A 22,596-nucleotide genomic window follows, 5' to 3' on the forward strand; every position below is an offset into this window, starting at 1 on the left:
TGATGACACAGCCAGCATTTATCCAGAACATCCTGACTCGCCTCGCCGGCATGCGCCCTGCGGCACGGGCGGGCCTGGTGACCGCCGTCGGTGTAGCGCTTGTTGCGGTGGTAACAATCACCGGAATCTTCGGCGCTCGCACCGTCTTTCCCGCCGTCAAGAACATGGTGATGCCGTATCTGGGCAATGCCCACGTCCCGTTCCTGGACAACACCAAATCGCTCTGTGCGGACTTCCGCGACGGGTCCGGGCTGTACAAGGGCAACAAGGTCCTGCTCCTCGGTGTCGAGATCGGCACTGTGACAGCGGTCACCAACAAGCCCGACCATGTCGAGGTCGACTTCGAGATCCCCAATGACATGGACCTGCCTGCCGATGTGGGTGCGGCGAGCTACTCGCAATCGGTGATCACCAATCGCAGTATCGAACTCACCCGATCGTGGAGCGAAGGTCCCAAATTCGCAGGAAATCAATGCATCTCGATCGAGAACACCCGAACGCCGGTAACCGTCACCGAATCGTTCTCCGCCATCGGCGAGCTTGCCGACACCCTGATGCAGGCAGCACCCGGGCAGGATCCGGCGAATTCGCCGGGCGTGCAGGCACTCAACAAAACCCTCAAGGGAGCCGCCCGATCGCTCGACGGTGTGGGCCCCGGATTCCGGGAAATGCTCAACAGCCTCACCGCAATGGTGGGGGATCCGTATAAGGCGGACGCCGACTACCGTCAGCTATTCGAGAACAGCGCCATCGTCACCTCGAACTGGCTGCAGTACTGGAACGAGTTCGCGGGCGTGGTCGGCTCTCTCCCCGATACCGCACGACTGATCGCCGGCATCTCCGACAACTTCGCTAACGGACTCCAGTACCTGACAACCATTCTTCCAACGCTGACCGGCATGGTGCAGCGCGCCGCCGGCCGGCTGTACAAGAACCTCTTCGACAAGATCGTGCCCTGGGTACGCGACATCCTCAACGCCTACACCCCGCATATCCTCACGTTCTTCAGCACCTTGCCGCCGGTGATCAACTGGCTGGCCGATGACATATACCTGCCGAATACGAAAACCCATAACGTCACCTATGTTCCTCCGCGCGTGGCCATCTCACCCGAACAAGCCAGTGCCATCTGCAAGAATCTGCGCGATCGGAACACCCCCGGATCCCAGGCAGCCTGTGCACCCGGGACCGCGTCGGACCCGGTGACCCTCGGTTTGACCAACCTGATCATGGGAGCGGCACTGTCATGATTCGACGCCTAGTGATCATCCTTCTCGCCGCAGTGTTCACCGTGGTCCCGGCGTGTTCAACCGAGGCTCTGGACCCCACCAAGATGCCCATGCCCGGCGCCTACATCCCGAAGGACACCTACCGCCTCAAGCTCGAGTTCTCCAGCGTGCTGAACCTTCCCGGACGGGCAAAGGTCGACTCGGGCGGCGTACAGGTTGGCCTGCTGGACCGGGTGGAGCTCAAGGGCACCACCCCTGTCGCGTATGTCGATATCGATGGCAGCGCAAAGTTCCCGCAGAACGTCAGGGCCGAACTTCGGCAGGCCACCGTGCTCGGGGACGTCTACATCGCCATGATCTCACCCACCGATCCCGTTCCCACTCACCTGCAGGACGGCGACACCGTGGCCCTGGCCAATACAGTCCCCGCCGCGAATGTGGAGGATCTCATGCGGTCCATGTCGAACCTGATCGGCGGAGGCAGCCTCAACACCATGCAGACCACGGTGGCCAATATGAACAGCTCCTTTCCCCCACCGGAGGAGCTCGACCGCATCCATCGTGCGCTGGCAGGCATCGTCAACGACCTATCCGCCAACCAGGACACCCTCAACAAGATCCTGACCAACATGCAAACCATCAGCGAGTCGTTCCGCGCCAACAAGGGGACGTATCGACGGCTGCTCGCCGAGGGGCCGAGCAAGTTGCCCTCACTGGCCAAAGTGGTATTGAGCGTTAGTGATTTGATCATCAATGCCGCCGAGCTTGTGCGGCAGATCGGACAGCTGCTGGACTATCCCAACCTTATGCAGATCCTGTCCTACCTCACCCCGTTTATTGACAGCGCCTCGACTGCCGACACCACCATCCCGGTGCTCGGCGACAAGATGGTCCGCACCATCCGCGACAGGATCATCCCCTTCTTCAAGGACGGCGGCCCCAAATACACCGTCACCGATATTGAAACTCCGGACAGCACACTGGGCGTCAGCCCCGGGGAACGTGCCGATTCGGTCATTCGCAACATGCAGACAATGGGGCTGGTGCGATGAGGATCAACGTACTGCTCACTCTCGCGGTGCTCTCGATCATCTCGCTCGTCGGCGCCGTCTACATGGCCTTTGGTGTACTCGACATCGCCTCCACCAACAAGACCCATCACATGACGCTCATGCTGAACAGTTCGGGTGGATTGATGTCCACCTCGCAGGTCACGCTGCGGGGAATCAAGGTGGGACGGGTCACCGACATTCAAGCCACCCCAACGGGTTTAGCAGTCTCGATGGCCCTCGACAGCGGCTATCCCATCCCCGTCGACAGCCAAGTGAGCGTCCAGAACCTCTCGGCCGCGGGCGAACAGTATGTGGAGTTCAAACCCGTTCGTATCGAACCCCCGTACTACAGCGACGGCGCCGTGATCCCGGCGTCGAAGGCACTGCCTGTCTACACCGTGAGCGATCTGCTGCAGAAGGGCAATGCGCTCCTGCAGGCCATGAACACCGACGACCTGCAGATGACGCTTAACAACGTGGCGGCCGGATTCGTGGACAACACCAAGACCATCGACCAGTTGGCCACCACCGCACGGTTGTTCGCGCAGATGGTGAGGGACGACAAACAGTATCTGACGCAGGTGATCGGCAACACGTCAACCCTGACCAACGGTCTCGGCGATATCCGGGCCGGCGACGTCTTGAAGCAGTCCGCCAAGACCGTTCCCAGCAGTCTCGACGGCCTGGGGTCTCTGGTGAAGGTGATCGAGAAGCTCGAACCCCTCATCGAAGCCGGCATGGGCGACGGTAGACCGCTGAGCGATCTGGTGGACAAGCTCATCGACTATGTCAATGCCCTGTCCGAACCGCTCTCGGAGTTCGTGACGGTCCTCGAACCGATCGTCGCTCCGCTACGCGATATCAAGTTGGACGCCGGACACTGGCTGGACTTTTGGGATTCGACATTCAACAACCAGGGCGGAGTGCGAGTCCACCTCGGCGTGCCCGAATGGCCACAGCCCGAATCGCCACCGGCAGCAGCCAAACCAGCCCCACCAGGATCACAACCAGCCGCACCCAAAACAACCGCGGCGCCACAAACAGCGACAGCAGGAAGGCCCGGATCATGACCGACATCGACGAGCGGAAGCTCACCCTGGATGACGCAGATCCCGAGGAACTCTCGGAGACCACCGACGAGGCAATCGAGAGCCCCGCGAAGGCCGAAGAGAAGCCCACGAAGCGCTCCAAGGTCGTTGAAAAAGAAGCCGATACGGACACGGTGGACAGCGGCCCCAATCTCTGGAAATGGATCGCCATCGGGCTATTGGCCTTGGGTGTCGTCGGCGCGGTATTCGGAGTCTGGCAATACCAGAAGCTGTCCGATACCCTCGCCGCCACCCGCTCGGGCGACACCGAACGCACCTCGGCCACCGATGCGGCATCCGCATACGCGATGAAGTCGCTCACCTACAGCTACGAAGATCCCGAGAAGTTCTTCAAGAACGTCAAAGAAGGTGCCGCCGAGCCGCTTCAGAGCAAGTACAGCGATGCCGAGAAGCTCCTCAAGGCCATCATGCTGCAGGCGCAGGTGACGTCCAAGGGCGAGATCATCGCCTCGGATGCGGTGGCGCAGCAGAACGGCATCTACCAGGTTGTGGTCACCACCCGGCAGACCACCCGAAACGTGCAGAACCCGGAGCCACGGGCCACCACGCTGGTCTTGCAGATCACCGTCAAAAAAGACGGCGACGGATGGCAGGTGACCGATATCGGCCCCAAGAATGCCAGCTCCACCGGCACCATCATGCATCCCGGCGACCAGAAGCTGCTTCCCGAGGAGCTGACCCCGGCGCCCGGTAAGGTGCCCGCCCCCAGTCTTCCGCCGCTGCCTGCGCTTCCCGGTCAGAAGTAGGCAATGCCCCGGCGTATGCATGGGCTGGGCGCTGGTATCGCCGTGGCTGCCCTGCTCGCTTCGGCGCAGGCGATTTACCCGGTTGCCATGGCACGAGCGGCATTGCCGCCCTGCCCCAGCCGAAGCACGATGATCGTCCCGGAACGCTCTATGGCACACACGGACTGCCGCCTGTCGGCTGCCGACGGCACGGGAATCACCTTCGATGTCGAGTACTGGCGACCGCACCCCGATAACAACGACGCGCCCGACTATCCGTCGCTGTCGGTCAGGGTCACCATCAAGGACGCCTCCGGCAAAAAGTTGCAAGAGGCCAACGAACTGCTGGAGCCGTCCAGCCCCGCGCCGGTCGGCTTACAGGACATCGACGGGGACGGCCGGGACGAGATGATCATTCCGATCGCCACCCGTGTCATGAACGGCGCTGTGAACAGCCGGTTTTCGGTGTGGCGCGCCGAGAAGCAGACAACCCACTTCGAGCGGGTTCAGATGTTCGGTCAGGCCATCTACCCCAGCGGCGACGGCTACGTCGCGGTCAACAGCGGCGCATTCTCCAGCCGCGACCTCGACTTCTACCTACCCACCGCGGCCGGGTACACCCACATCATCACCCTGACGATGACTGCCGAAGAAGTGGACCCGGACACCCGCAAAGTGCTCACCGCAAGCTGCATGGTGCACAAGCAAGCTGGCCTCGGCGCCATCGACATGGATTGGCAGGACGCCCCGGTGTTCTGCGATTCGCCTGCAGCCAAATCGATTTGGCCCGGTGCCGAGCGGGTGGAGACCAACCGCCGCGTCCAGGGCCGCTAGCTAGCGGGTGTCCAGCAGCTTGATGAGTGACCGCAAGCCCGGACGTAGCCCCCAGGTGAAAACCACTCGGAGGAGGGGCTGCAGCCAATGCAGCGGCAGCCAGGACACAAAGCGCGGGGTTATCGCAACGGTCCAGTCAAGCGTGCAGCCATCGGGAATGCTGGTGAGCACGTAGTCCTCGGCCCACAGCCCCAGCAATGGCCAGCTGCCCGCCACGGCGGAGTAGGTGATGCGATGCGGCGGCTCATACCGCCAGAACCTCTCCCGCTGGATCCACAGAAACCGCCATGGCGCCGAGACCGTGCCCATCTCCCGCTCCATGCCAACACGCCGTTCCGGTTCGTCGTAGCGCACACCGCAACCGAACGGGAGCCAGGACCAGGCACGGTCACCATCCAGCGCTGCCCACACCCGGTCAATAGGCGCATTGAAGGTGTGCGACGTGTGCAGCACGATGGCCGCCGATTCGAACGCGGAATCGTCCGCCATGGAGACGGAAAACTTGGGTGCAAGCATCGGCCGGCTCACCCTCAGACAGTTGCCTGCGAACGATCCACGGCTGCAGCAGAATCGGCATTCGCAAGGCGCTGTCCATATGCGTAGTCATCGGCGGGGAATTTCCGCGCCGCCCGACGCGCCTGCAGCGTCGTGGTGGGCCGCAGGAGCGGGACGTCGTCGTCGGCGTTTTTCCAGTACGACCGCACATTGTTATTGAGTTCGGTGAAGTAGTACTTCAGGTTGCGACCATTGCGCAGCATGCTCTGGTGGAACCGATCCAGCGCCTCCTGCCGTACCTCCATGCGCGTGGCTCGGCGTTCACCCGCGAGCGAGATGGCGCGGATAATGTGGGTCACGGCAGTGTCGGCGAGCCCGTGCCATCCGCCGTTGCCGGTCCAGGAATACGGCCCGACGATAATCCAGCGGTTCGGGAAGCCGGTGATCGAAACGCTTTCATACGCCTGCATCCCGCGGGCATTGAAGAAGTCGCCGAGGTCCTTCCCCCCGGCTCCGACGACACGCCCCCGTTTGTACGAGGCCGGCTCGGAGAACAGGTCGAAACCCGTTGCCGTGATGAGAAAGTCCGCCTCATAGACGGTCCCGTCGGTGGTCCGGACTCCTTCGGGCACCACCTCGGCGATCGGGGTGGTGACCAGCGAGCAGTGCGGTTTGTTGAAAACCCTCGGGAAGTCGGAGTTGAGTGTCGGGCGGTTCCCGAACGGCCCGAAAGACGGGAGCAGCTCGCGGGCCACGTTCTGATCGCGGACCACAGCACGCAAATACGCGCCGTACAGTGCACGGCCGGCACGGTCGAAGGCCCGCATCAGCGGCCGCATAACGGCCCCCGGGGTGTGGATCATGAACCACAGCCCGAGGCTGCCGCCCAACAGGGCTCCCCACTCGATCACCGAGAAAAGCCCCGGGATACGCAGTGCCCGTTGGGCAATCACCGGGATCCGGAAATCGGGTTTGGGGATGCAATAGACGGGTGTCCGTTGGAACACCACGAGCGATTCGGTGTCGTCCGCTATCGCGCCGCATAGCTGGACACCGGTGGCTCCGGTGCCTATCACCGCCACCCGCTTGCCCCGCACATCGTGCTCGGGCAGCCACTGCACCGGCGTTACCCGGGTGCCCGTGAAGTCATCAAGACCCTTGATACCGGGTTGCTTCGGGTCGAAAAAGGGGCCGATCGCGGAGATCACGAACCGCGCGGTGATCACCGCGCCATCGGCGAGAATCAGGCGCCAGTAATGGTTCTCCTCGTCCCACTCTTCGGTGCGCACCTCGACACCAAAGCGGAAGTGCGGCCTCAGATTGAACCTTTCGGCAGTCCGCTGATGATACGCCTGCACCTCGGCGCCCGGGGCGAATACGCGGGACCACTGTGGGTTACGGAAGAACGGGAACTGATAAATCACCGACGGGATGTCGACCGCGATACCCGGGTATACGTTGTCGCGCCACGTCCCACCCAAATCCGCGGCCCGGTCGAGGATCACGAAATCCTCGATACCCGCCTGTTGGAGACGCACACCGGCGCACAGACCTCCGATACCCGCACCGATCACGACAACGTGATGATCGGGAGTTGATGCCGTCATATGGGACTCCTCACTGAAGCTGGGCATGTGATTCAACCGCCTACCGAATCGCCATCTTGAGAACTGCCCGCATGAACGGGCGGACCACGAAAGCGGTCCAGCGCAGCGGGAACCAACCAATCCACTGCGGTGTCAAGGCCACCGTCCACTGCACCTTGGTGTTGGCCCCCTCCGAAAGGATGACCCAGCGCTCCCCAAAAGATGTCAATAACAAGGGAATCGACAAACCTGTCCCCACGGCGACAAGCTCTTTGGCCGGGTCATTGCGGACAATGCGCTCGCTGAGCGCGATAAGGACAGCCCGGTAACTCAGGTCGAGCCCTGCGATATGGGGCCCGGTGACAAACGGCACTGCACCGAGATAGTCACCTGCGCTGAGCTGTTGCCACACATGCTCGGCGGGAGCGGGAACCGTTGTCTCCACTGTCGCAGCCCAGGTGGCGCCCTTGTCGAAGTAGGCATCGACATCGGGACCGACTCCTGATACCTCGAAGCGCTGTGGCCCCTTGGTCCCGGATGCCAGCGCACCGAGCACTGCCGCCGCGATCACACCGCCGATGATCACCAGCACCGCTGCGATCCCGAGCAACAATGGCATGGACACGTGTCTCCTTCTTCGAAGTGAATCGACTAGTTCGCCTGGACAGCAGTTGTTTTCAGGACCGTACCGCCCTCTCCCGAGGCCGATGGCCGCTCGAAGCGGAAGTCCTCGAGCGGGAACCGCTTACTGGCCCGTGTGGATTGGTAGGCCGTCGTGGGACGCAGGAATGAGAAATCACCATGGCGGTCGATGTAATAGGAGTTGGCGTTGACACAGGCGCGCCCGTGCATAAGCGTCGACTCCGCCTTGGGCGCGATGAACTCAAAAAATCTGTTGTTGGCCTCTTCGGTCACCGCGAAGGCCGTCGCACCACGCTTATGCGCCTCGGTAATAACCCGCACTGCGATACGGGTCGCGTTCTCTACCATGACATGCCACGAGCTTCCGCTCCACGCGAACGGACCGAAAACCATGAAGGTGTTGGGCAGCTGAGGCATCGTCACGCCCTCGTACGCCCTGGCACGGTTGTTCTCGTAATAGTCGGCGAGATCGAACCCGTTACGCCCCTTGACAGGACGGGCGCGATAGACCTCTGGACTTTGAGACATCTCAAACCCGGTGGCGAGCACGAGGACGTCGATCTCCCGATGCACACCAGCCTTGGTGATGATCCCAGTCGGGGTGATTTCCGCGATGGGGTCGGTAACCAGATCCACATGCGGCTGGGTGAAGGTTCGGTAATAGACGTTGGAGACACTCGGGCGCTTACACCCGAAGCCATACGGCGGTGTCAATTTCTTGCGGAGCTCACGATCGCGGACCTGCGTGAAGAGGAAGGCCCGGCACGCCCATTTCGGCACTAGCGTTATTGGCGCGATCTGCTTGCCGTACACGGTGATCGCCACCAGACCGACCTCCACCACGGCCGCAGCGATCCCCCGGATCAGAGACTGTAGACCGGGCACATGCTTCAACGCCCAACGGGCGATGCGCGGTATCGGGAAGTCGGGCTTGGCAAAGACCCAGATGGCTCGGCGCTGGTACACATCCAGATGCGAGGCCACGCGCGCCATTTGCGGAATCAGTTGTACCGAGGTGGCCCCCGTGCCGATCACGGCAATCCGCTTACCCTTCAGAACGTAATCATGGTCCCAGTTCTGGGATTGAATTACCTTGCCCTCAAAGGAGTCCAGACCGCTGATGTCCGGCACCTTCGGCTCGACGAAGGCACCGACGGCGGTGATGACAAACCGTGACGTGATGGTCTGGCCATCGGCGAGGGTAAGCCACCACAGGTGATTGTCCTCGTCCCATACCCGCTTCATGACCTCATGGCCCAACCGCAGATGGTCGTTCAGACTGTATTGGTCCACCAAGCCCGCGATGTACTGCTGCACCTCGCGCCCCTTGGGGAAGGTGCGGGACCAGTTGGGGTTCTTCGCGAACGAGAACTGGTACACGATCCCGGGGACATCGACGGCGACATCGGGATAGTGGTTGTTGTACCAGGTACCGCCGATTCCGTCTGATCTCTCCAGGATGACGAAGTCGGTGAGGCCGGCCCGCTTCAACCCGATGGCGGCACCCAGACCGCCGATTCCTGCGCCGATGATGACGGTTTCATGCTCGGGGGTGGTCATAGGGCTGCCTGCACCTGCCGCTCGATCCGGCCGTCGTACTCGCTGCGAGCACTCCGGTCGACAGGCCCAACCGTCCTGTCGGCGTCCACGACTCGCCTACCGAGGAGCCACAGCCACTCGGGAACGAGATGCTGCAGCCGGAGGGCGAGGACCGTACCCCTCGGAGAACCGACCACGGCGGGCCGGTGCCACAAGGTCCTCACCGCATCGTGTGCCACCCATCCCGGCGGGATGATCCCGATCTTTTCCCACCACTTGAAGGGAATCCCGTCCACCAGCTGTGTCCGGACGGCCGCCGGCATGACCGTCGAGATCGTCACCCCGGTACCGACCAGCTCCTCGCGGGCACTGCGCGCGAAGCCGGTGGCAGCATGCTTCGAGGCGACATAGCTCGCCAGGCCAGGCGAATGGATTGCGCCCGCGGCCGATGTCACGTTGATGAAATGCCCTCTCCCCCGGGCGATCATCCGCGGCGCGAGGACCTGATAGGAGATGTAATGGCTCCAGAAGTTGACACGCATCGTGGCCTCCGCCACGCCGCGGGATTCCTCCAACAGGGGACCTACGGGCATGATCCCCGCGTTGTTCACCACAATGTCAACGGGGCCGACGGTCTCCTCAACCTCGATCACAACGCGCAGATACTCGTCAAACTCGGTCACATCTAGCGCGACACCTTTTGCACCCGAGCCGATTTCACGGGCAGCCTGTTCGGCGGCAGCACCGTCGAGGTCAGCGATCACCACCCGCGCGCCCTTACGCGCAAGCTGGCGCGCGACGGAAAGACCGATACCCCGAGCGCCCCCCGTGACCAATGCGACCGCGCCCTCTATCGGAATCTCTGTGAACTTCATGCATGTACTCCCAACACGTGTGTGCATGTGCCCGTCATGCGGCCTGCCGGCCAACATGGGCCCTGACAAATGCGGCGATCTCCCCAACAGCGGCTCTTGCGTCGAGAAGTACGTCCGCGGCGATCTGGAAGTCGTGCACCTGGTTCCTCCATATCTGCAACTCGACCGGCACTCCGGCCGCGACGAGCCGAGCAGCCGCGAATTCGGCATCAGGGCGCAAGATTTCATCACTGCCCACCTGAACAAGCATCGGTGGCAGGCAAGCCAGCACAGCGGGGCTGGCCTCGACGAAGCTGTCGAGAACCGCGAGTCCGGCTGCGCTCTTTTCCGCGGACAGCATGGTCCGCTCCATGGCGGTCAACGCCGCACGAGGGAACAATGGGTCATCGGATTGTGTGGCGAGCACCAGCTTGGCGGCCGGGTCGCGCTGAACGAGAGGCGAAAGGCACACCAGGGCGCCCGGCGAGCCGAGCCCGCGGCCCTGTGCGACCAGAGCCGTGACCAAGCCGAGAAAGCCTCCCGCCGAATCCCCCGCGATGGCGATCTCCGAAGGCTGGTAGCCCCTATCGATGAGGTACTGGTATCCGTCGAGCGCATCTTCCACCGCAGCTGAAACCGGGTGGTCTGGCAGCTTGCGGTAGTTGACGGCTAGAGATGCAACACCCGCGCTCGTGACAATGCGCGACACCAGCCGCCGGTGCGTGTTCAGGCCGCCGACAACGAACGCACCGCCGTGCAGATACAGGACGGCACCGCTGGATTGGCCACGGATGGGGGTCATCAGCTCGGCCTGGCAGTGCTCGAGTCGAATGCGCATACGGCGCACTCCCCGTACGGGCCGCAGCACGACGGCGGCGAGGTCCACGATCCGGTATGGCCACGGTAGATCCGGGAACCGTGCCCACAGGGCAATCACCGGATACACGAAAACCCGGATACCCAACCGCCCCAATCGGAGCAGAACCGTCAACGAGCCCCGCTCAACTCGCGTGAACTCCGCACGGGTCGGGTGCAACGGCACCACATCAGCCGTCATCAACACTCCTCGGTGATCTCCAGCACGGGTAGGTATTTAACAGACTGACATGCCATTCACAAAAAGGCAATAGGCTGTTGAAACACCGCCTAGCTAGGCGGTCACCCCAGTTGAGACCAACTTTTAATGGAATCACCCATGGGGGTGGCGCTGTCTGCCAACCCCAGATACTCGCGGGCGATGTCCGCCCAGGGCGCCTCGGCGCCGATCCTGCCGAGCAGTGCCGCCACACATATCTCGGTGCGCCGCGCCATTGCGTGCGTCTCCACCAAACGCTGGTTGCGGATCCCGTCGTAGAACTTGGATGTGGGCAAGACGGCGGTCGCGACGGAATGCCGGGCGATATCGGGTGTCATCCGGAGGTTCCCCTCCCCCAGATGCCAGCTGCTCACAGCGCGGATGTATTCGGTGGCATCCCGCCTGTCCATACTCGCCGCGTCGGCCAGGAATCCCGCGGCTCTGGCGAGCTCAAACGCGTCGTCGTCGTCCCCGTTGAGCAGCGCCCGGAACACGTCGCGCTGAACCTCCGCATCCTCCTGATGCATATCCACACATAGTCCGAAGTCCAAGAACCCCACTCGCCCATCGGGAAGAAGCATGATGTTGCCGGGATGCGGGTCGGCGCAGAAGAACCCCGTCCGGTACATCTCACCGCAGTAGAAGCGGTAAATCGATTCGCCCACACGGTCTCGCACCACCGCGTCCTGGCCGGCGAGATCCGCAAACGGCACACCATCGAGGTACTCGGTGACCAGCACGTGTTCGGTGCACAGTTCGGCGATCGGTTCGGGGATACGCCACGCAGGATGTTCCCGAAACGTCTCAAAGAACCGCTGGTGATGGGCCAGTTCGGTCCGGTAGTCCACCTCCCGGAGCATCTGCCGCTGCACCTCCGCGACAATGGCCTGGGTGTTGCTTGCCGGCATCTTCTTCGACGCCAGCTTGACCACCAATTGCAGGTTCTTCAGATCCGCCCGAACCTTGGACGCGATATCTGGGTACTGGATTTTGACGGCGACCACCCGGCCGTCGTCGAGCAGCGCACGGTAAACCTGGCCGATGGAGGCCGAGGCGATCGCGCCATCGTCGATGCTCACGATCCGCGACCGCAACTCGCCCAATTCCCGTTCCAACGCCTGGTACATCGTCTCATCGGGAAGCTTTGGGGCGCTGTCGAATAACGGCGCAAGCCGCCGGGTGAACTCATCACGGGTCGATGTTGACGTGATGCCCACATCCACGACCGACAGCAGCTGCCCCAGCTTTTGCGCGGCGCCCTTCATCGCACCCGCGACGGCCACCAGCTCGTCGGCGAACCGCAGAATATCGGCATCGCGCCGCGCAGCCACATCAGCGGCGACGGGCTTGATCGCCGCCGTGATCGCGGAGCGCACAGCGTGTCCGGCGACAACCTTTCCCAGCGCCGCCGCCCTTTTCGCACGCAGCGGCACTCCACCCCGAGTTGCGTTGACCTCCTTGTCAACTGGTTCACCGATGGGAGTGCTCCTTCATTTCCCGCGCCGCTCTACGGCGCTGGGTTCAGACCATAGAGCAAAAACTGCGCAATGGCCCGCGCGTACTCGTCAATATGGTCCGTACGCCCGTCGTCGTCAACAATCAGCGTGACGGCGCCCACCAGCAATGACATAAATGCCTGGCCCAGGAACTCGGTGTCGATTGACGGGTCGATCCGATCGGCGCCGATCATCGAGTACACGGACTGCTCGGACCGTACGGACGCAAAACGGAAGAACTGGATAATGGACTGAAGCGCTTCCGCGTCCACTCCGGCGGCCTCCGTGCACAAGAAGGTCAGCGCAGGCAGCCGACCGGCCACCGCCTCAAGTGCGGTCCTAAATCCTTGCGCGAGAGCATATTCGATGTCCAGGCGCACATCGAGGCGGGCAACCGACCGGGACAGCGCGGGCTCCATTGCCGAAAATTCCCGGACGATCAACGCATCGAGTAAATCGCGTTTGTTCTGGTAGTAGTTGTAGAACGTGCCGTGGCTTACCCCGAGCCTTTCCACGATCTCGTTCACCCCGACGGCGTGATAGCCGTCGTGTAGGAAGCACTCGAGCGCAGCATCGAGAAGTTCATTACGCCGGTCGGCCGCGACAGGTGACGGAACACGCACGGACTCAACAGACTCCGCCGTCGTGTGACTCTCTCCGGCCTCCAAGTTCACACCGTCACGCAGCATGCCCTTCTCCGCGATCCGCGAAGCAGTACTCACGAAACGCTCTCGGGTGCTGGGGTTATCGTGCCGGCTCAGGGAGAGTAGAAAGCCCGGAAGCACCAGAGCCGGTAAGAGCCGGGCGAGCACGACATGATCCTGGGCGTCCTCCGGCAGCCAGCCGGCCCGGCGGCCGCCGTCCAGGCCCCGCTGAATGTACGAGTCGAGCATTGCTTGAATGCCGACGACACGCTGTTTGAGTTCTTTATCGGCGGCGGCCGACTGGACGGCCAGCAGTTTCAGCAGCGCGGGCTCCTGGTCCACCAGCGCGTACAGGCGGCGGCCACCCTCCATAATGATGTCGTTTCGTTCTTCGATACCGGCGGTCCCGCCGACCACGTCAAGAAAATTGTCGAGCGCCAGGGTGTCGAAAAGTCGTTCCACGCCATAGTCGAAAACCAGATCGAGGACCTCACGCTTACTGTCGACGTACCGGTAGACGGTGCCCTGCCCCATGCCCGCCCGGGTAGCGATATCGGACATGCTGGTCTGCTCGTAACCGTTTTCGGTGAACGCCGCGAAGGCCGCATGGACGATCTGCTCACGCCGTCTGTCGGCAAGTCCGGACACCGGGGGCCGTCCTCTACGAGGGGGCTCCTGCGCCACTGGCTACTCCATCGACGTATCCGACCGAAACCGACCCAATGACGAGCGCATATGCACTCCCCATTGCTGCTCGAGTCTAAACACGTAGGCGAATGCCCAGGCGCATCCACTCAGATTTGGCGCTAGCCCCAACACTCGGGGGTGAGAGAACTAGCCCTCGAGCTTGTAGCCGAGGCCACGCACCGTCACCAGGTGCACCGGGTTGGCCGGATCCGACTCGATCTTGGACCGCAGTCGCTTGACGTGCACGTCAAGGGTTTTCGTATCGCCCACGTAATCGGCACCCCACACCCGGTCGATCAATTGACCGCGGGTGAGCACCCGGCCACTGTTGCGGATCAGATACTCCAGCAGGTCGAACTCCTTGAGCGGCAGGGTAATCGCCTGGCCACCGACCGACACCGTGTGCCGGTCGACATCCATGCGCACCGGCCCGGCCTCCAGCACCCCGTCACCAGCTGCGGATTCCTCGGTGTCCGATCCGCGACGCAGCACCGCGCGGATACGTGCGATGAGTTCGCGGGCCGAGTACGGCTTGGTCACGTAGTCGTCGGCGCCGAGTTCCAGCCCGACCACCTTGTCGATTTCGCTGTCACGCGCGGTCACCATGATCACCGGAACGCTGGACTTGGCGCGCAGCGCCTTGCAAACATCGGTACCGCTCATCCCCGGCAGCATGAGATCCAGCAGCACGATATCGGCGCCGGAACGCTCGAATTCGGCGAGCGCTGAGGGACCGTCGTTGACGATGGTCGCCTCGAAGCCCTCCTTGCGTAGCAGGAAGGCCAGTGGATCGGCCAGCGAGTCTTCGTCCTCAACAATCAAGACACTGGTCATCGACGTACGTGTTCCTCTCGTGTAGTCGCTTTGCGCTCTTCGCGTAAGCGGCTGATAGGTACTGGGGATGATCCGCTTGCGGGAAGACCAGCAGATCGTGGTGCGGTGTGGTTAACCGCCTCGTTGCGGGTGCTGGACTGATGAGGGTCTGAGGTCTCCTCGGCAGTATCGTCGTCGTCTTCGTAGACCGGGATGGACAGGGTGAAGGTGGACCCCGTGCCCGGCTGACTCCACAGCTTGATGGCGCCATTGTGGTTGGCCGCCACGTGCTTGACGATCGCCAGCCCCAGGCCGGTGCCGCCGGTATCACGAGAACGCGCCTTATCGACCCGGAAGAACCGTTCGAAGACGCGTTCCTGGTGCTCCTTGGCGATCCCGATGCCGCGATCGGTGACCGCCATCTCGATCTTGTCGCCACGGCGGCGTCTGCTGATCGAGACGGGCGATCCCGGTGGCGAATAGGCGATGGCATTGGCCACCAGATTGCTGATGGCGGTGATGAGCAGAGTGGGGTCGCCGCGCACCTCAAGACCACTGGGTGCGTCCGTGGTGACCGCGATATCGGCGTTCTCGGCGGCCACCTTGGACCGGCTCAGCGCCTCGGAGACCACGTAGTCGACGTCGACTACCTCCAGATCGGGCAGTTTCTCGGCCCCCTGCAGCCGTGAGAGCGCGATGAGTTCGGTGACCATGTTTCCCAGGCGGCGCGACTCCGCGAGCACCTGTTCACCGAAATGCCGCACGGTCTCGGGGTCGTCCGAGGATTCCAGCAGCGCCTCGGCGAGCACGCCCATCGCGCCGACCGGCGTTTTGAGCTCGTGGCTGACGTTGGCCACGAAATCGCGGCGGGTGGCTTCCATGCGGACGTGCTCGGAGTCGTCGTCGACATAGATGACCGCCCAGCGCGGATCGGCGTCGGAGAGCCTGCGCACATGTCCACGCAGGGAGAACCCCGCGCGGCCCGGCGCCTTCGGCTTGGTGGTCAGATCCACCTCGACGGCCTCACCGGTGGCCAAGGTCCGTTGCGCGGCGTTCCATGCCTGCTCGTCGAGCTGGCGGTCGCGCACCAAGCCAAGCTCCCGGGCACGAGCGTTGACGAGGACCACGTCCTGATGCTTGTCGACGACGACGATCCCCGTCGGCGATATGGCGACAATGCGCTCCAGCATCTGGGAGACGGTCAGGCCGCCGTCGGCTACTTCTGAGGCCTTTCGGCGGGTCGAGGAGCGACGCGAGAACCACGCACCCAGCGCCGCGCCCCCAGCAAGCGCCGCGAGTGCAGCGATCGCGACGAGAAGAGCCAATGCGGCGGTCACGCGAAAATCGTACGCATTCGGTGAACGTCACCCCAGCAGCGTGCGGCTAAAAGCCAAGCAAGTCACATATTCCGGCACAGGTGTTAGGCGTGAGTTCACGAGCTGTTCGCCCTTTGGCGAACTCTTGGCGGCCACCAGACAAATAGGGCGTTATTTGGCGCCCTGGTTGGCCACCGCAGCGGCGCCCGCGGCCGCGGCGTCCGGATCCAGGTAAACCCCGCCCGGAGTGACCGGTTTGAGGTCACTGTCCAGGTCGTACCGCAACGGAATACCGGTGGGGATGTTGAGCCCCACGATGTCCTCGTCGGAGATGCCGTCCAGGTACTTCACCAGGGCGCGCAGCGAATTACCGTGGGCGGCAACGAGAACCGTCTTGCCCGCACGTAGCTCGGGCACGATGGCTTCCTCGTAGTACGGCACGAACCGCGCCACCACATCGGCGAGACACTCGGTGAGCGGACCACCGCCGATATCGGCATATCGCGGGTCCTGGTCCTGGCTGTAGTGGCTGCCCTGCTCGATGGGCGGCGGCGGGGTGTCGTAGCTACGGCGCCAGGCCATGAACTGATCCTCGCCGTACTTGGCCTTGGTTTCGGCCTTGTCCAAGCCTTGCAGGGCGCCGTAGTGCCGCTCGTTGAGGCGCCAGTCACGCACCACCGGAATCCATAGCCGATCGGCCGTGTCGAGGGCCAGGTGTGCGGTGTTGATAGCGCGACGCAGCAGCGAGGTGAACAGGATGTCCGGCAGCAGCCCCTGCTGTGCGAGCAGCTCGCCACCGCGCTGCGCCTCTAACCTGCCCTTTTCGGTCAGGTCGACGTCGACCCAGCCGGTAAACAGGTTCTTCGCGTTCCACTGGCTCTCGCCGTGGCGCAGCAGGATCAGGGTGGCTCCGTTTGCCTGACTGGTGGTCTCGCCGCTCATGAGCGCAAGTCTCTCATGACGCGACGCAGCTCTCCCTGTGCGTGTTCAGCCCGCAGCGGCCTTGGCGTGACGCGCGGCTTTGGCGACCGTGAAGATGTAATCGTCCAATGGGAAGGTCTGCGCGACCTGCCGGGCCCGTTGTGTGGTCGCGGGCCGAATGTAGGCCGATTCGCCGTTGTGGTCGAAGTAGTAGCTGTTGGCGGTCCCGCAGTTGCCGGTCTGGAACAACGAGTAGGTGTACCTGGACCGTGCGTCCTCGGTCCAGGCATCGGCCGCCTCGGCCCGCACCTCGACATCGGTGGCGCCAAGCCGCTGTGCCTCGCGTATCACCCGTCCAATGTGGATGGCCGCGGTGTCCACCACGCTGTGGTAGGTGCCACCGGTCCAGCCGTACTGGCCAAAGACGTTGAAGCTGTTGGGCAGTCCCGGGGTGGAGAAGCCGTGATAACTCAGGGGCAGGTGATTCTGATAGAAGTCGGCCAGGTCAAAGCCATGACGGCCGGTGACCGGTCGGTCCCGGTACACCTGCGGATCGAAGAACAACCGGAAACCGGTGGCAAGGATCAGGATGTCGATCTCTCGCTCCACACCCGAGACGGTACGAATGCCCTTGTCGGTGATGGTGTCTATCGGATCGGTGATCAGATCCACGTTGGCCCGGTTGAAGGTCGGCAGATAGGTGTTGGAGGTGGCCGGGCGCTTGCACCCGAAGTCGTAATCGGGGGTAAGTCTGGCTCGCAGCTCCTTGTCGGGTACCTGCAGTCGGTACGAGACATTGCCGAGCAGCCAGCGCACTGCAGCCGGGGTGTTTCCCAGACGACCGGCGTTCAGCACCCCATATACAAGTGCGCCCCCGACGATGAACTCCAGGCTCTCCTGCAGCATCCGCTGCGTCCTGGGCACCCGACGGAACAGTGCCCGCAATGGTGCCGGCATGCTCGGGTCGATCTTGGGGAAGACCCAGATCGGGGTGCGTTGGTAGATATCGAGATGAGCCACTGTGCGCGCGATCTCGGGAACTATCTGCACCGCACTGGCACCAGTCCCGATCACCGCCACCCGCTTGCCCTTCAGATCCACGCTGTGGTCCCACGAGGCCGAGCGCAAGATGGTGCCGCCAAAATCTTCCAGCCCCTTCAGCTCGGCCGGTTTCGGCTCGGGGAACGGCCCGGCCGCGACGACGACGAACCGCGCCGTCACCTCCTGCCCGTTGACCTGCAGCCGCCACATTTTGGCGTGCTCGTCCCACCCGCGCGCACCAACGTCGCTGCCGAATCTGACGAAACGCAGCAGGTCGTTTTCGCGGTAGAGCCGCTCGATGTAGCTGAGCACTTCCTCGCCCTTGGCATAGAACCTGGTCCACTCCGGGTTCAGCGCGTGACGGAACTGGTACGCCTGGGCTGGGATATCCACACCGATACCGGGGTACACGTTCTGCCGCCAGGTGCCGCCGACGCCATCCATGCGCTCGTAGACGACGAAGTCGTCGATGCCCCCACGGTGCAGCTCGGCGGCGATACCGAAGCCGGCGAGCCCCGCTCCGATGACGGCGACGTGATGATCTGGCTGCTCGGTCATGCGGTGGCCTCGTAGGTGAGTTCCTTGGACCAGCTCGGCTGCTGGGCGAGCCACCGACGCGGGTAGTAGTCGGACAGCCTCACCATCGAGTTCGCGACCGCGTGGTACGGGCCGTGCAGTCGGTTCTCCGGGTCGGTGATCATCTTCGCGCCGAGTCTGAGCACCTGGTACACCAGCAGCCGGGTGCCCTTGCCCCGGTTGCCGATGCTGACGAACCGCTCCATGGCGTCGTACAGGCGCTGTTCTCGCAGGCCCATGCCGATGAGGTTGCCCTTGATCCGATTGATAAGCGGGATACCGGTGCCGAGCCCCAGCAGCAGCCCCATAAGCAACGAGGGATTGAGCACGGTGCCGACGTTCCCGACGACGACGCGACGCAGAGTGCCCTGCCCCATCATGTCGAGAACGTGGAAATCGACTGCCAGATGTCGTGATTCGTCTGAGTTGATATGCCGGAACGCCTCGTGGCAGATCGGATCGTTCACCTCTTCTAACAGGAATTTGAGCAGTGCGCCATCCAGAGCCACTTCCAGCAGCGGGATGATAGTGCCAAGAATCGTCAGCGATAACCCGTCCGAGTACCGGTCAAGCCACTCGATAGCCAAGCGCACGTTCACATTCGGAACAGGAACCTCGTCCTTTTCGAGCATGCCCCAGCGCCTCATGAGCGCCAGTTCAGCGTTGGCGTGTTTCTGTTCCTCGGCATGGAAATACCGGTAGATCTCGGCCAACGTCTCGTTGGGAGCCTTTTTTGCCAGCGCCGAGAAGCCGCGTGCCCCAATGTTTTCGATCCACACGAGATCGGCCATGAAGGCCTTCAGCTTCGGGCGCTGCTCGTCGGTGATCTGTTCGGCACCGGGCGCATCCCAGTCCACATCGGCCAGGGCCCACTGCTTGTCCTTGATGGTCTGCAGCATGTCTTCGAGAACAACGGCCATCGTTGTTACCTCACTTCCTATGCGGTCCGGGCTGTGCGCAACGGCTGCTGAGTCAGCACCCCGTTGATGTATCGGGCGGCCTCATGTAGTGCCGGATCGGCCTCGGGGATCAATCGGGGCAACGCCTGGAACACGTGAAGTTGCCCAGGCCAGATCTGTAGGTCGCATTGTCCGCTGGCCCGTTCGATCATCTGCGCCAATTCCGCAGCGTCATCGGCGAGGAACTCAACGCCGCCGGCCTGAATCAGGGTGGGCGGTAGGGAGATTCCGGCAGGAAGGCTCAGCCGCAGGCGCGGCGAGTCTGCAGGCTCGAAACGGGTGTACTTGTCCACCAGGTGCTTGGCCGCCTCCGCGGTGATCACCGGATCGGCGTGTACTTTCTCGCGTTCGGCGGCCAAACCGAGCGTCAGATCCAGCAAGGGTGAGAACAGTGCCACCGCGCCGGGCTGTGGCACACCTAGCCTGTGGTTCTCGATGAGCAGGTCGATCGCGAGATGGCCGCCCGCCGAGTCACCGGCGATCACAATGTCTTTGGCGGCGTGGCCGCGTTCCAGCAGCCAATCGTAGGCAGCTCGCACGTCATCGGCGGCGGCGGGAAACACATGTTCGGGCGCCAACCGGTAGTCGACGGTGAAGGCCGGCAGCCCGGTCGCCTCGGACAGGCGCGCCACCATCGAGCGATGGGTCTTAGCCGAACAGATGACGTATCCGCTGCCGTGGATGTACAGGATGACCGGGCCTACGTCATCGGCACTGAGTGCAGCGCCCGCCCGAACCCATTCTCCCCGTAGAGGATCGCGCACTCGGGTAACCTCGGTTCCACGCGGCATCGAACCGCCTACCGCCATGATGGTCGATACGATCTGCCGCGCCAAGAGCACACCCGGCCTACCCGTCTTGTCCACGCGAGCCCGGGATAGCAGGGGGCGTAGGCCAATCGCGGTGAGCGTGGCAGTTGCCCGGGTACGCCGCGAAGGCGACGGCACTGCCGCGCCGGCTGTGTCCACCGCGCGAATCGCCAGCGACACCCCACCCACCACGGTGTTGATCCTGGCCTGCGTCTTGCGTGCGCTATCGCGACTTGGTTCGGCGGCCGGCAGATCGGCGATGAACAAATTCGGGAAACCCGCCACGGTGACCGACGCACGGTCGGCCGGCTTCAGCTTCCGACGCCGCGCCCCCACTACGGGCACCGCCGCCGTAGTTGAGCCGGCATCCGGGTTCGACGCGAAAACAACTACGTCGCACTGGTGGTCGATGCCCTCGGCGGTGCGGATGCCTCCGGTGCTGAACCGGGCGATGGGCCACGTGACCAGCTTGCAGTTGGGTGCCTGCAAGGCAGTAAGGAACTCATCGGCCACCACGACGTTGGGGCGACCGGTGAGCCTCAGCGGCGTCAACTGACGCCGAATCCAGGGGTCCGGCACGCGCCGGCGCAGGTTGCGCTGGGCCACTACTTCGAGTAGCCCAAGCGATTTAGGACGTCTCCCGGAGAACCATGCCTGGCGTGTCTCACGGCGCAGCGTGCGGTCGACGAGATCACCGAAGCGATTGTTCGACCGGGGCAGAATCCAGTCGGGCGAGCTCTGGAAAAGTTTGACGCTGGTCGCTTTTCGCACCACTGTCGAGAGCACCGATGCTGCGGCAGCGCTGTTCCCGACGACCGCGACGCGTAGCCCGGCAAGATCGGCGCCGTCACCGACCTGTGCGGCGTCGATGATCTTTCCGGTGTAGTTCTCGATGCCCCGAATATCGGGGCTGCCCTCTACCGAGCCGGTGGCCAGCACCACGGTGCGTGCGGTAAAGCGCTGTCCGGCTTCGGTGTCCAGCACCCAGTCGTCACCGTCGAGCGCGATCCGGGTGACATCATTGCCGAACTCCACGTGACGACCGAGCCTGAACAGCGCGATGGTGTCGTCACGCCAGCTTCCCGGTTCTGGGCGTGCACGATCGAGCACCATAAAGTCGGTAACCTCGGCCTCCAGCAGACCGACCGCAGTGCCCAGACCGGTGTATCCGGCCCCCACCACAACGACCGACAGCACGGCGCCCGGCATCACCGCACCACCTTGACCGGAGATTCCTGGTCATATGCGGTATCCCACAATTCGCGTGGATCGGTGTCCTCGGGCAGGAGCCGTCCCAGCCGGGAGATAATCCCCGATCCCCAGGAGTACGGCACGGGCGCATGACGTTTCATGGCCCAGATGAGTTTCGCATCGGGTTGCGGCACCACGTACAGACGCCCCCGGTCGTGTGCGTTGAGGGTGGTCTTCGCGATCCATTCCGGCGATACCCCGACCCACTTGAACACGGTGCTGGCCACACCACTGAGCTGACTCGGGATGCGCGCGCCCTCCAGGATGTTGGTCTTGACGGCCGTGGGGCACAGCACGGTTACCCGCACACCGGTGCCCGCCAGCTCGGCACGCAGTGTCTCCGAGAGCGCGAGCACGGCGGCCTTGCTGACGTTGTACGGCCCCATCAAAGGGGCGGCCGCGAAGCTGGCAGCGGACGAAACGTTGATAATGCCGCCGAATCCTTGTTCGCGCAGCAGGGGCGTGAAGACCTGGCAGCCGTAGATCATCCCCCACATGTTGATGCCTATGGTGGTGGTCCAGTCCTCCATCGATACCTCACCGATGGGCTTGCCTCCGGTGCCAATACCGGCATTGTTGATCACCAGATCGGGGGCGTGACCCAACCAGTCGGCTGCGGTGTCGGCCAGCTTGACTATCTCGTCGTAGGAACTGACATCGCAGGCAACAGCGAGGGCGTTGGCAGCTCCGAGCTTGTCTACTGTTTCCTGGGCGCTGGCTAGATTGATATCGGCGCACACCACCCGGCCTCCGCGGGCGACGATGACTTCGGCGAAACCCCTTCCGATGCCACTACCGGCACCGGTCACCACCGCGCTCGCGCCATGGCTGATCTTCGGACGTCGGCGCGGGTAGGCTCCCACGTCGGGTGCCGTCATTGGCATCACCCTTCTGATCGTCGCTTACGCATCGCACGAAAACGTAAATCAAGGGTGTGTCACGT

Annotated in this window: 20 protein-coding genes; 5 read left to right on the top strand and 15 right to left on the bottom strand. The window is 63.2% G+C overall.

The window, feature by feature from the left end:
• The first annotated feature begins 2 nt into the window (after positions 1 to 2).
• The 5 genes from AB0H22_RS04485 to AB0H22_RS04505 are packed head-to-tail and all read left to right on the top strand — an operon-like array spanning position 3 to position 4,949.
• Complete coding sequence (locus AB0H22_RS04485) at positions 3 to 1,250, top strand: MlaD family protein (protein ID WP_358145049.1); 1,248 nt, start codon at positions 3 to 5, stop codon at positions 1,248 to 1,250.
• Positions 1,247 to 2,281, top strand: coding sequence for an MlaD family protein (locus AB0H22_RS04490; protein WP_358145051.1), 1,035 nt, complete (start codon positions 1,247 to 1,249; stop codon positions 2,279 to 2,281). The genes AB0H22_RS04485 and AB0H22_RS04490 overlap by 4 nt, the downstream gene beginning before the upstream one ends.
• Entirely contained in the window at positions 2,278 to 3,351 is a 1,074-nt protein-coding gene (locus tag AB0H22_RS04495; RefSeq protein ID WP_358145053.1) for an MlaD family protein, read from the top strand. The genes AB0H22_RS04490 and AB0H22_RS04495 overlap by 4 nt, the downstream gene beginning before the upstream one ends.
• The gene (locus AB0H22_RS04500) at positions 3,348 to 4,136 is read left to right on the top strand and encodes a hypothetical protein (protein ID WP_358145055.1); all 789 of its coding nucleotides are present in this window, start codon (positions 3,348 to 3,350) and stop codon (positions 4,134 to 4,136) included. Before AB0H22_RS04495 ends, AB0H22_RS04500 begins: the two co-directional genes overlap by 4 nt.
• A 3-nt stretch (positions 4,137 to 4,139) precedes the next feature.
• Entirely contained in the window at positions 4,140 to 4,949 is an 810-nt protein-coding gene (locus AB0H22_RS04505) for a hypothetical protein (RefSeq protein WP_358145057.1), read from the top strand.
• On the opposite strand, the gene AB0H22_RS04510 is transcribed toward AB0H22_RS04505, so the two are convergent.
• The 15 genes from AB0H22_RS04510 to AB0H22_RS04580 all read right to left on the bottom strand — a co-directional run bounded on the left by AB0H22_RS04510 (position 4,950) and on the right by AB0H22_RS04580 (position 22,531).
• Complete coding sequence (locus AB0H22_RS04510; protein WP_180748873.1) at positions 4,950 to 5,465, bottom strand: SRPBCC family protein; 516 nt, start codon at positions 5,463 to 5,465, stop codon at positions 4,950 to 4,952.
• A gap of 14 nt (positions 5,466 to 5,479) precedes the next feature.
• A complete protein-coding gene (locus tag AB0H22_RS04515) occupies positions 5,480 to 7,051 on the bottom strand; it encodes an NAD(P)/FAD-dependent oxidoreductase (RefSeq protein WP_358145059.1) in 1,572 nt (523 codons plus the stop codon).
• A 40-nt stretch (positions 7,052 to 7,091) separates the two neighbouring features.
• On the bottom strand, positions 7,092 to 7,655 hold the full coding sequence (locus tag AB0H22_RS04520) for an SRPBCC family protein (protein ID WP_358145061.1): 564 nt from the start codon (positions 7,653 to 7,655) through the stop codon (positions 7,092 to 7,094).
• Positions 7,656 to 7,681: 26 nt separating this feature from the next.
• Positions 7,682 to 9,232, bottom strand: a complete 1,551-nt coding sequence (locus AB0H22_RS04525; RefSeq protein WP_358145063.1) for an NAD(P)/FAD-dependent oxidoreductase — start codon at positions 9,230 to 9,232, stop codon at positions 7,682 to 7,684.
• Complete coding sequence (locus tag AB0H22_RS04530; protein WP_180748877.1) at positions 9,229 to 10,086, bottom strand: SDR family NAD(P)-dependent oxidoreductase; 858 nt, start codon at positions 10,084 to 10,086, stop codon at positions 9,229 to 9,231. The genes AB0H22_RS04525 and AB0H22_RS04530 overlap by 4 nt, the downstream gene beginning before the upstream one ends.
• 34 nt (positions 10,087 to 10,120) lie before the next feature.
• Positions 10,121 to 11,122 (bottom strand): alpha/beta hydrolase, encoded by a 1,002-nt coding sequence (locus AB0H22_RS04535; protein WP_180748878.1) that lies wholly within the window; start codon positions 11,120 to 11,122, stop codon positions 10,121 to 10,123.
• 101 nt (positions 11,123 to 11,223) lie between these two features.
• Entirely contained in the window at positions 11,224 to 12,573 is a 1,350-nt protein-coding gene (locus AB0H22_RS04540; protein WP_180748879.1) for an AarF/ABC1/UbiB kinase family protein, read from the bottom strand.
• Positions 12,574 to 12,647: 74 nt separating this feature from the next.
• Positions 12,648 to 13,928, bottom strand: coding sequence for a TetR/AcrR family transcriptional regulator (locus AB0H22_RS04545; protein ID WP_180748880.1), 1,281 nt, complete (start codon positions 13,926 to 13,928; stop codon positions 12,648 to 12,650).
• Positions 13,929 to 14,114: 186 nt separating this feature from the next.
• Positions 14,115 to 14,801, bottom strand: coding sequence for a response regulator transcription factor (locus AB0H22_RS04550; RefSeq protein WP_180748881.1), 687 nt, complete (start codon positions 14,799 to 14,801; stop codon positions 14,115 to 14,117).
• Entirely contained in the window at positions 14,798 to 16,117 is a 1,320-nt protein-coding gene (locus AB0H22_RS04555; protein ID WP_358145068.1) for an ATP-binding protein, read from the bottom strand. The genes AB0H22_RS04550 and AB0H22_RS04555 overlap by 4 nt, the downstream gene beginning before the upstream one ends.
• 150 nt (positions 16,118 to 16,267) lie before the next feature.
• On the bottom strand, positions 16,268 to 17,038 hold the full coding sequence (locus AB0H22_RS04560; protein WP_180748883.1) for a phosphoglyceromutase: 771 nt from the start codon (positions 17,036 to 17,038) through the stop codon (positions 16,268 to 16,270).
• A gap of 45 nt (positions 17,039 to 17,083) precedes the next feature.
• Positions 17,084 to 18,616, bottom strand: coding sequence for an NAD(P)/FAD-dependent oxidoreductase (locus tag AB0H22_RS04565; protein WP_358145070.1), 1,533 nt, complete (start codon positions 18,614 to 18,616; stop codon positions 17,084 to 17,086).
• On the bottom strand, positions 18,613 to 19,554 hold the full coding sequence (locus tag AB0H22_RS04570) for a ferritin-like domain-containing protein (RefSeq protein ID WP_358145072.1): 942 nt from the start codon (positions 19,552 to 19,554) through the stop codon (positions 18,613 to 18,615). Before AB0H22_RS04570 ends, AB0H22_RS04565 begins: the two co-directional genes overlap by 4 nt.
• A gap of 17 nt (positions 19,555 to 19,571) precedes the next feature.
• Positions 19,572 to 21,611 (bottom strand): alpha/beta hydrolase fold domain-containing protein, encoded by a 2,040-nt coding sequence (locus tag AB0H22_RS04575; protein ID WP_358145074.1) that lies wholly within the window; start codon positions 21,609 to 21,611, stop codon positions 19,572 to 19,574.
• Positions 21,611 to 22,531 (bottom strand): SDR family NAD(P)-dependent oxidoreductase, encoded by a 921-nt coding sequence (locus AB0H22_RS04580; protein WP_180748887.1) that lies wholly within the window; start codon positions 22,529 to 22,531, stop codon positions 21,611 to 21,613. The genes AB0H22_RS04575 and AB0H22_RS04580 overlap by 1 nt, the downstream gene beginning before the upstream one ends.
• Positions 22,532 to 22,596: the final 65 nt, after the last annotated feature.

The organism is Mycobacterium sp. NPDC050853, from assembly GCF_040653875.1.
GTDB lineage: Bacteria > Actinomycetota > Actinomycetes > Mycobacteriales > Mycobacteriaceae > Mycobacterium.

Bases quoted from the DNA above. Each gene is read 5' to 3' on its own strand.
- AB0H22_RS04485 (WP_358145049.1), top strand. From the start codon at position 3: ATGACACAGCCAGCATTTATCCAGAACATCCTGACTCGCCTCGCCGGC.
- AB0H22_RS04490 (WP_358145051.1), top strand. From the start codon at position 1,247: ATGATTCGACGCCTAGTGATCATCCTTCTCGCCGCAGTGTTCACCGTG.
- AB0H22_RS04495 (WP_358145053.1), top strand. From the start codon at position 2,278: ATGAGGATCAACGTACTGCTCACTCTCGCGGTGCTCTCGATCATCTCG.
- AB0H22_RS04500 (WP_358145055.1), top strand. From the start codon at position 3,348: ATGACCGACATCGACGAGCGGAAGCTCACCCTGGATGACGCAGATCCC.
- AB0H22_RS04505 (WP_358145057.1), top strand. From the start codon at position 4,140: ATGCCCCGGCGTATGCATGGGCTGGGCGCTGGTATCGCCGTGGCTGCC.
- AB0H22_RS04510 (WP_180748873.1), bottom strand. From the start codon at position 5,465: ATGCTTGCACCCAAGTTTTCCGTCTCCATGGCGGACGATTCCGCGTTC.
- AB0H22_RS04515 (WP_358145059.1), bottom strand. From the start codon at position 7,051: ATGACGGCATCAACTCCCGATCATCACGTTGTCGTGATCGGTGCGGGT.
- AB0H22_RS04525 (WP_358145063.1), bottom strand. From the start codon at position 9,232: ATGACCACCCCCGAGCATGAAACCGTCATCATCGGCGCAGGAATCGGC.
- AB0H22_RS04530 (WP_180748877.1), bottom strand. From the start codon at position 10,086: ATGAAGTTCACAGAGATTCCGATAGAGGGCGCGGTCGCATTGGTCACG.
- AB0H22_RS04535 (WP_180748878.1), bottom strand. From the start codon at position 11,122: ATGACGGCTGATGTGGTGCCGTTGCACCCGACCCGTGCGGAGTTCACG.
- AB0H22_RS04550 (WP_180748881.1), bottom strand. From the start codon at position 14,801: ATGACCAGTGTCTTGATTGTTGAGGACGAAGACTCGCTGGCCGATCCA.
- AB0H22_RS04560 (WP_180748883.1), bottom strand. From the start codon at position 17,038: ATGAGCGGCGAGACCACCAGTCAGGCAAACGGAGCCACCCTGATCCTG.
- AB0H22_RS04565 (WP_358145070.1), bottom strand. From the start codon at position 18,616: ATGACCGAGCAGCCAGATCATCACGTCGCCGTCATCGGAGCGGGGCTC.
- AB0H22_RS04570 (WP_358145072.1), bottom strand. From the start codon at position 19,554: ATGGCCGTTGTTCTCGAAGACATGCTGCAGACCATCAAGGACAAGCAG.
- AB0H22_RS04575 (WP_358145074.1), bottom strand. From the start codon at position 21,611: ATGCCGGGCGCCGTGCTGTCGGTCGTTGTGGTGGGGGCCGGATACACC.
- AB0H22_RS04580 (WP_180748887.1), bottom strand. From the start codon at position 22,531: ATGACGGCACCCGACGTGGGAGCCTACCCGCGCCGACGTCCGAAGATC.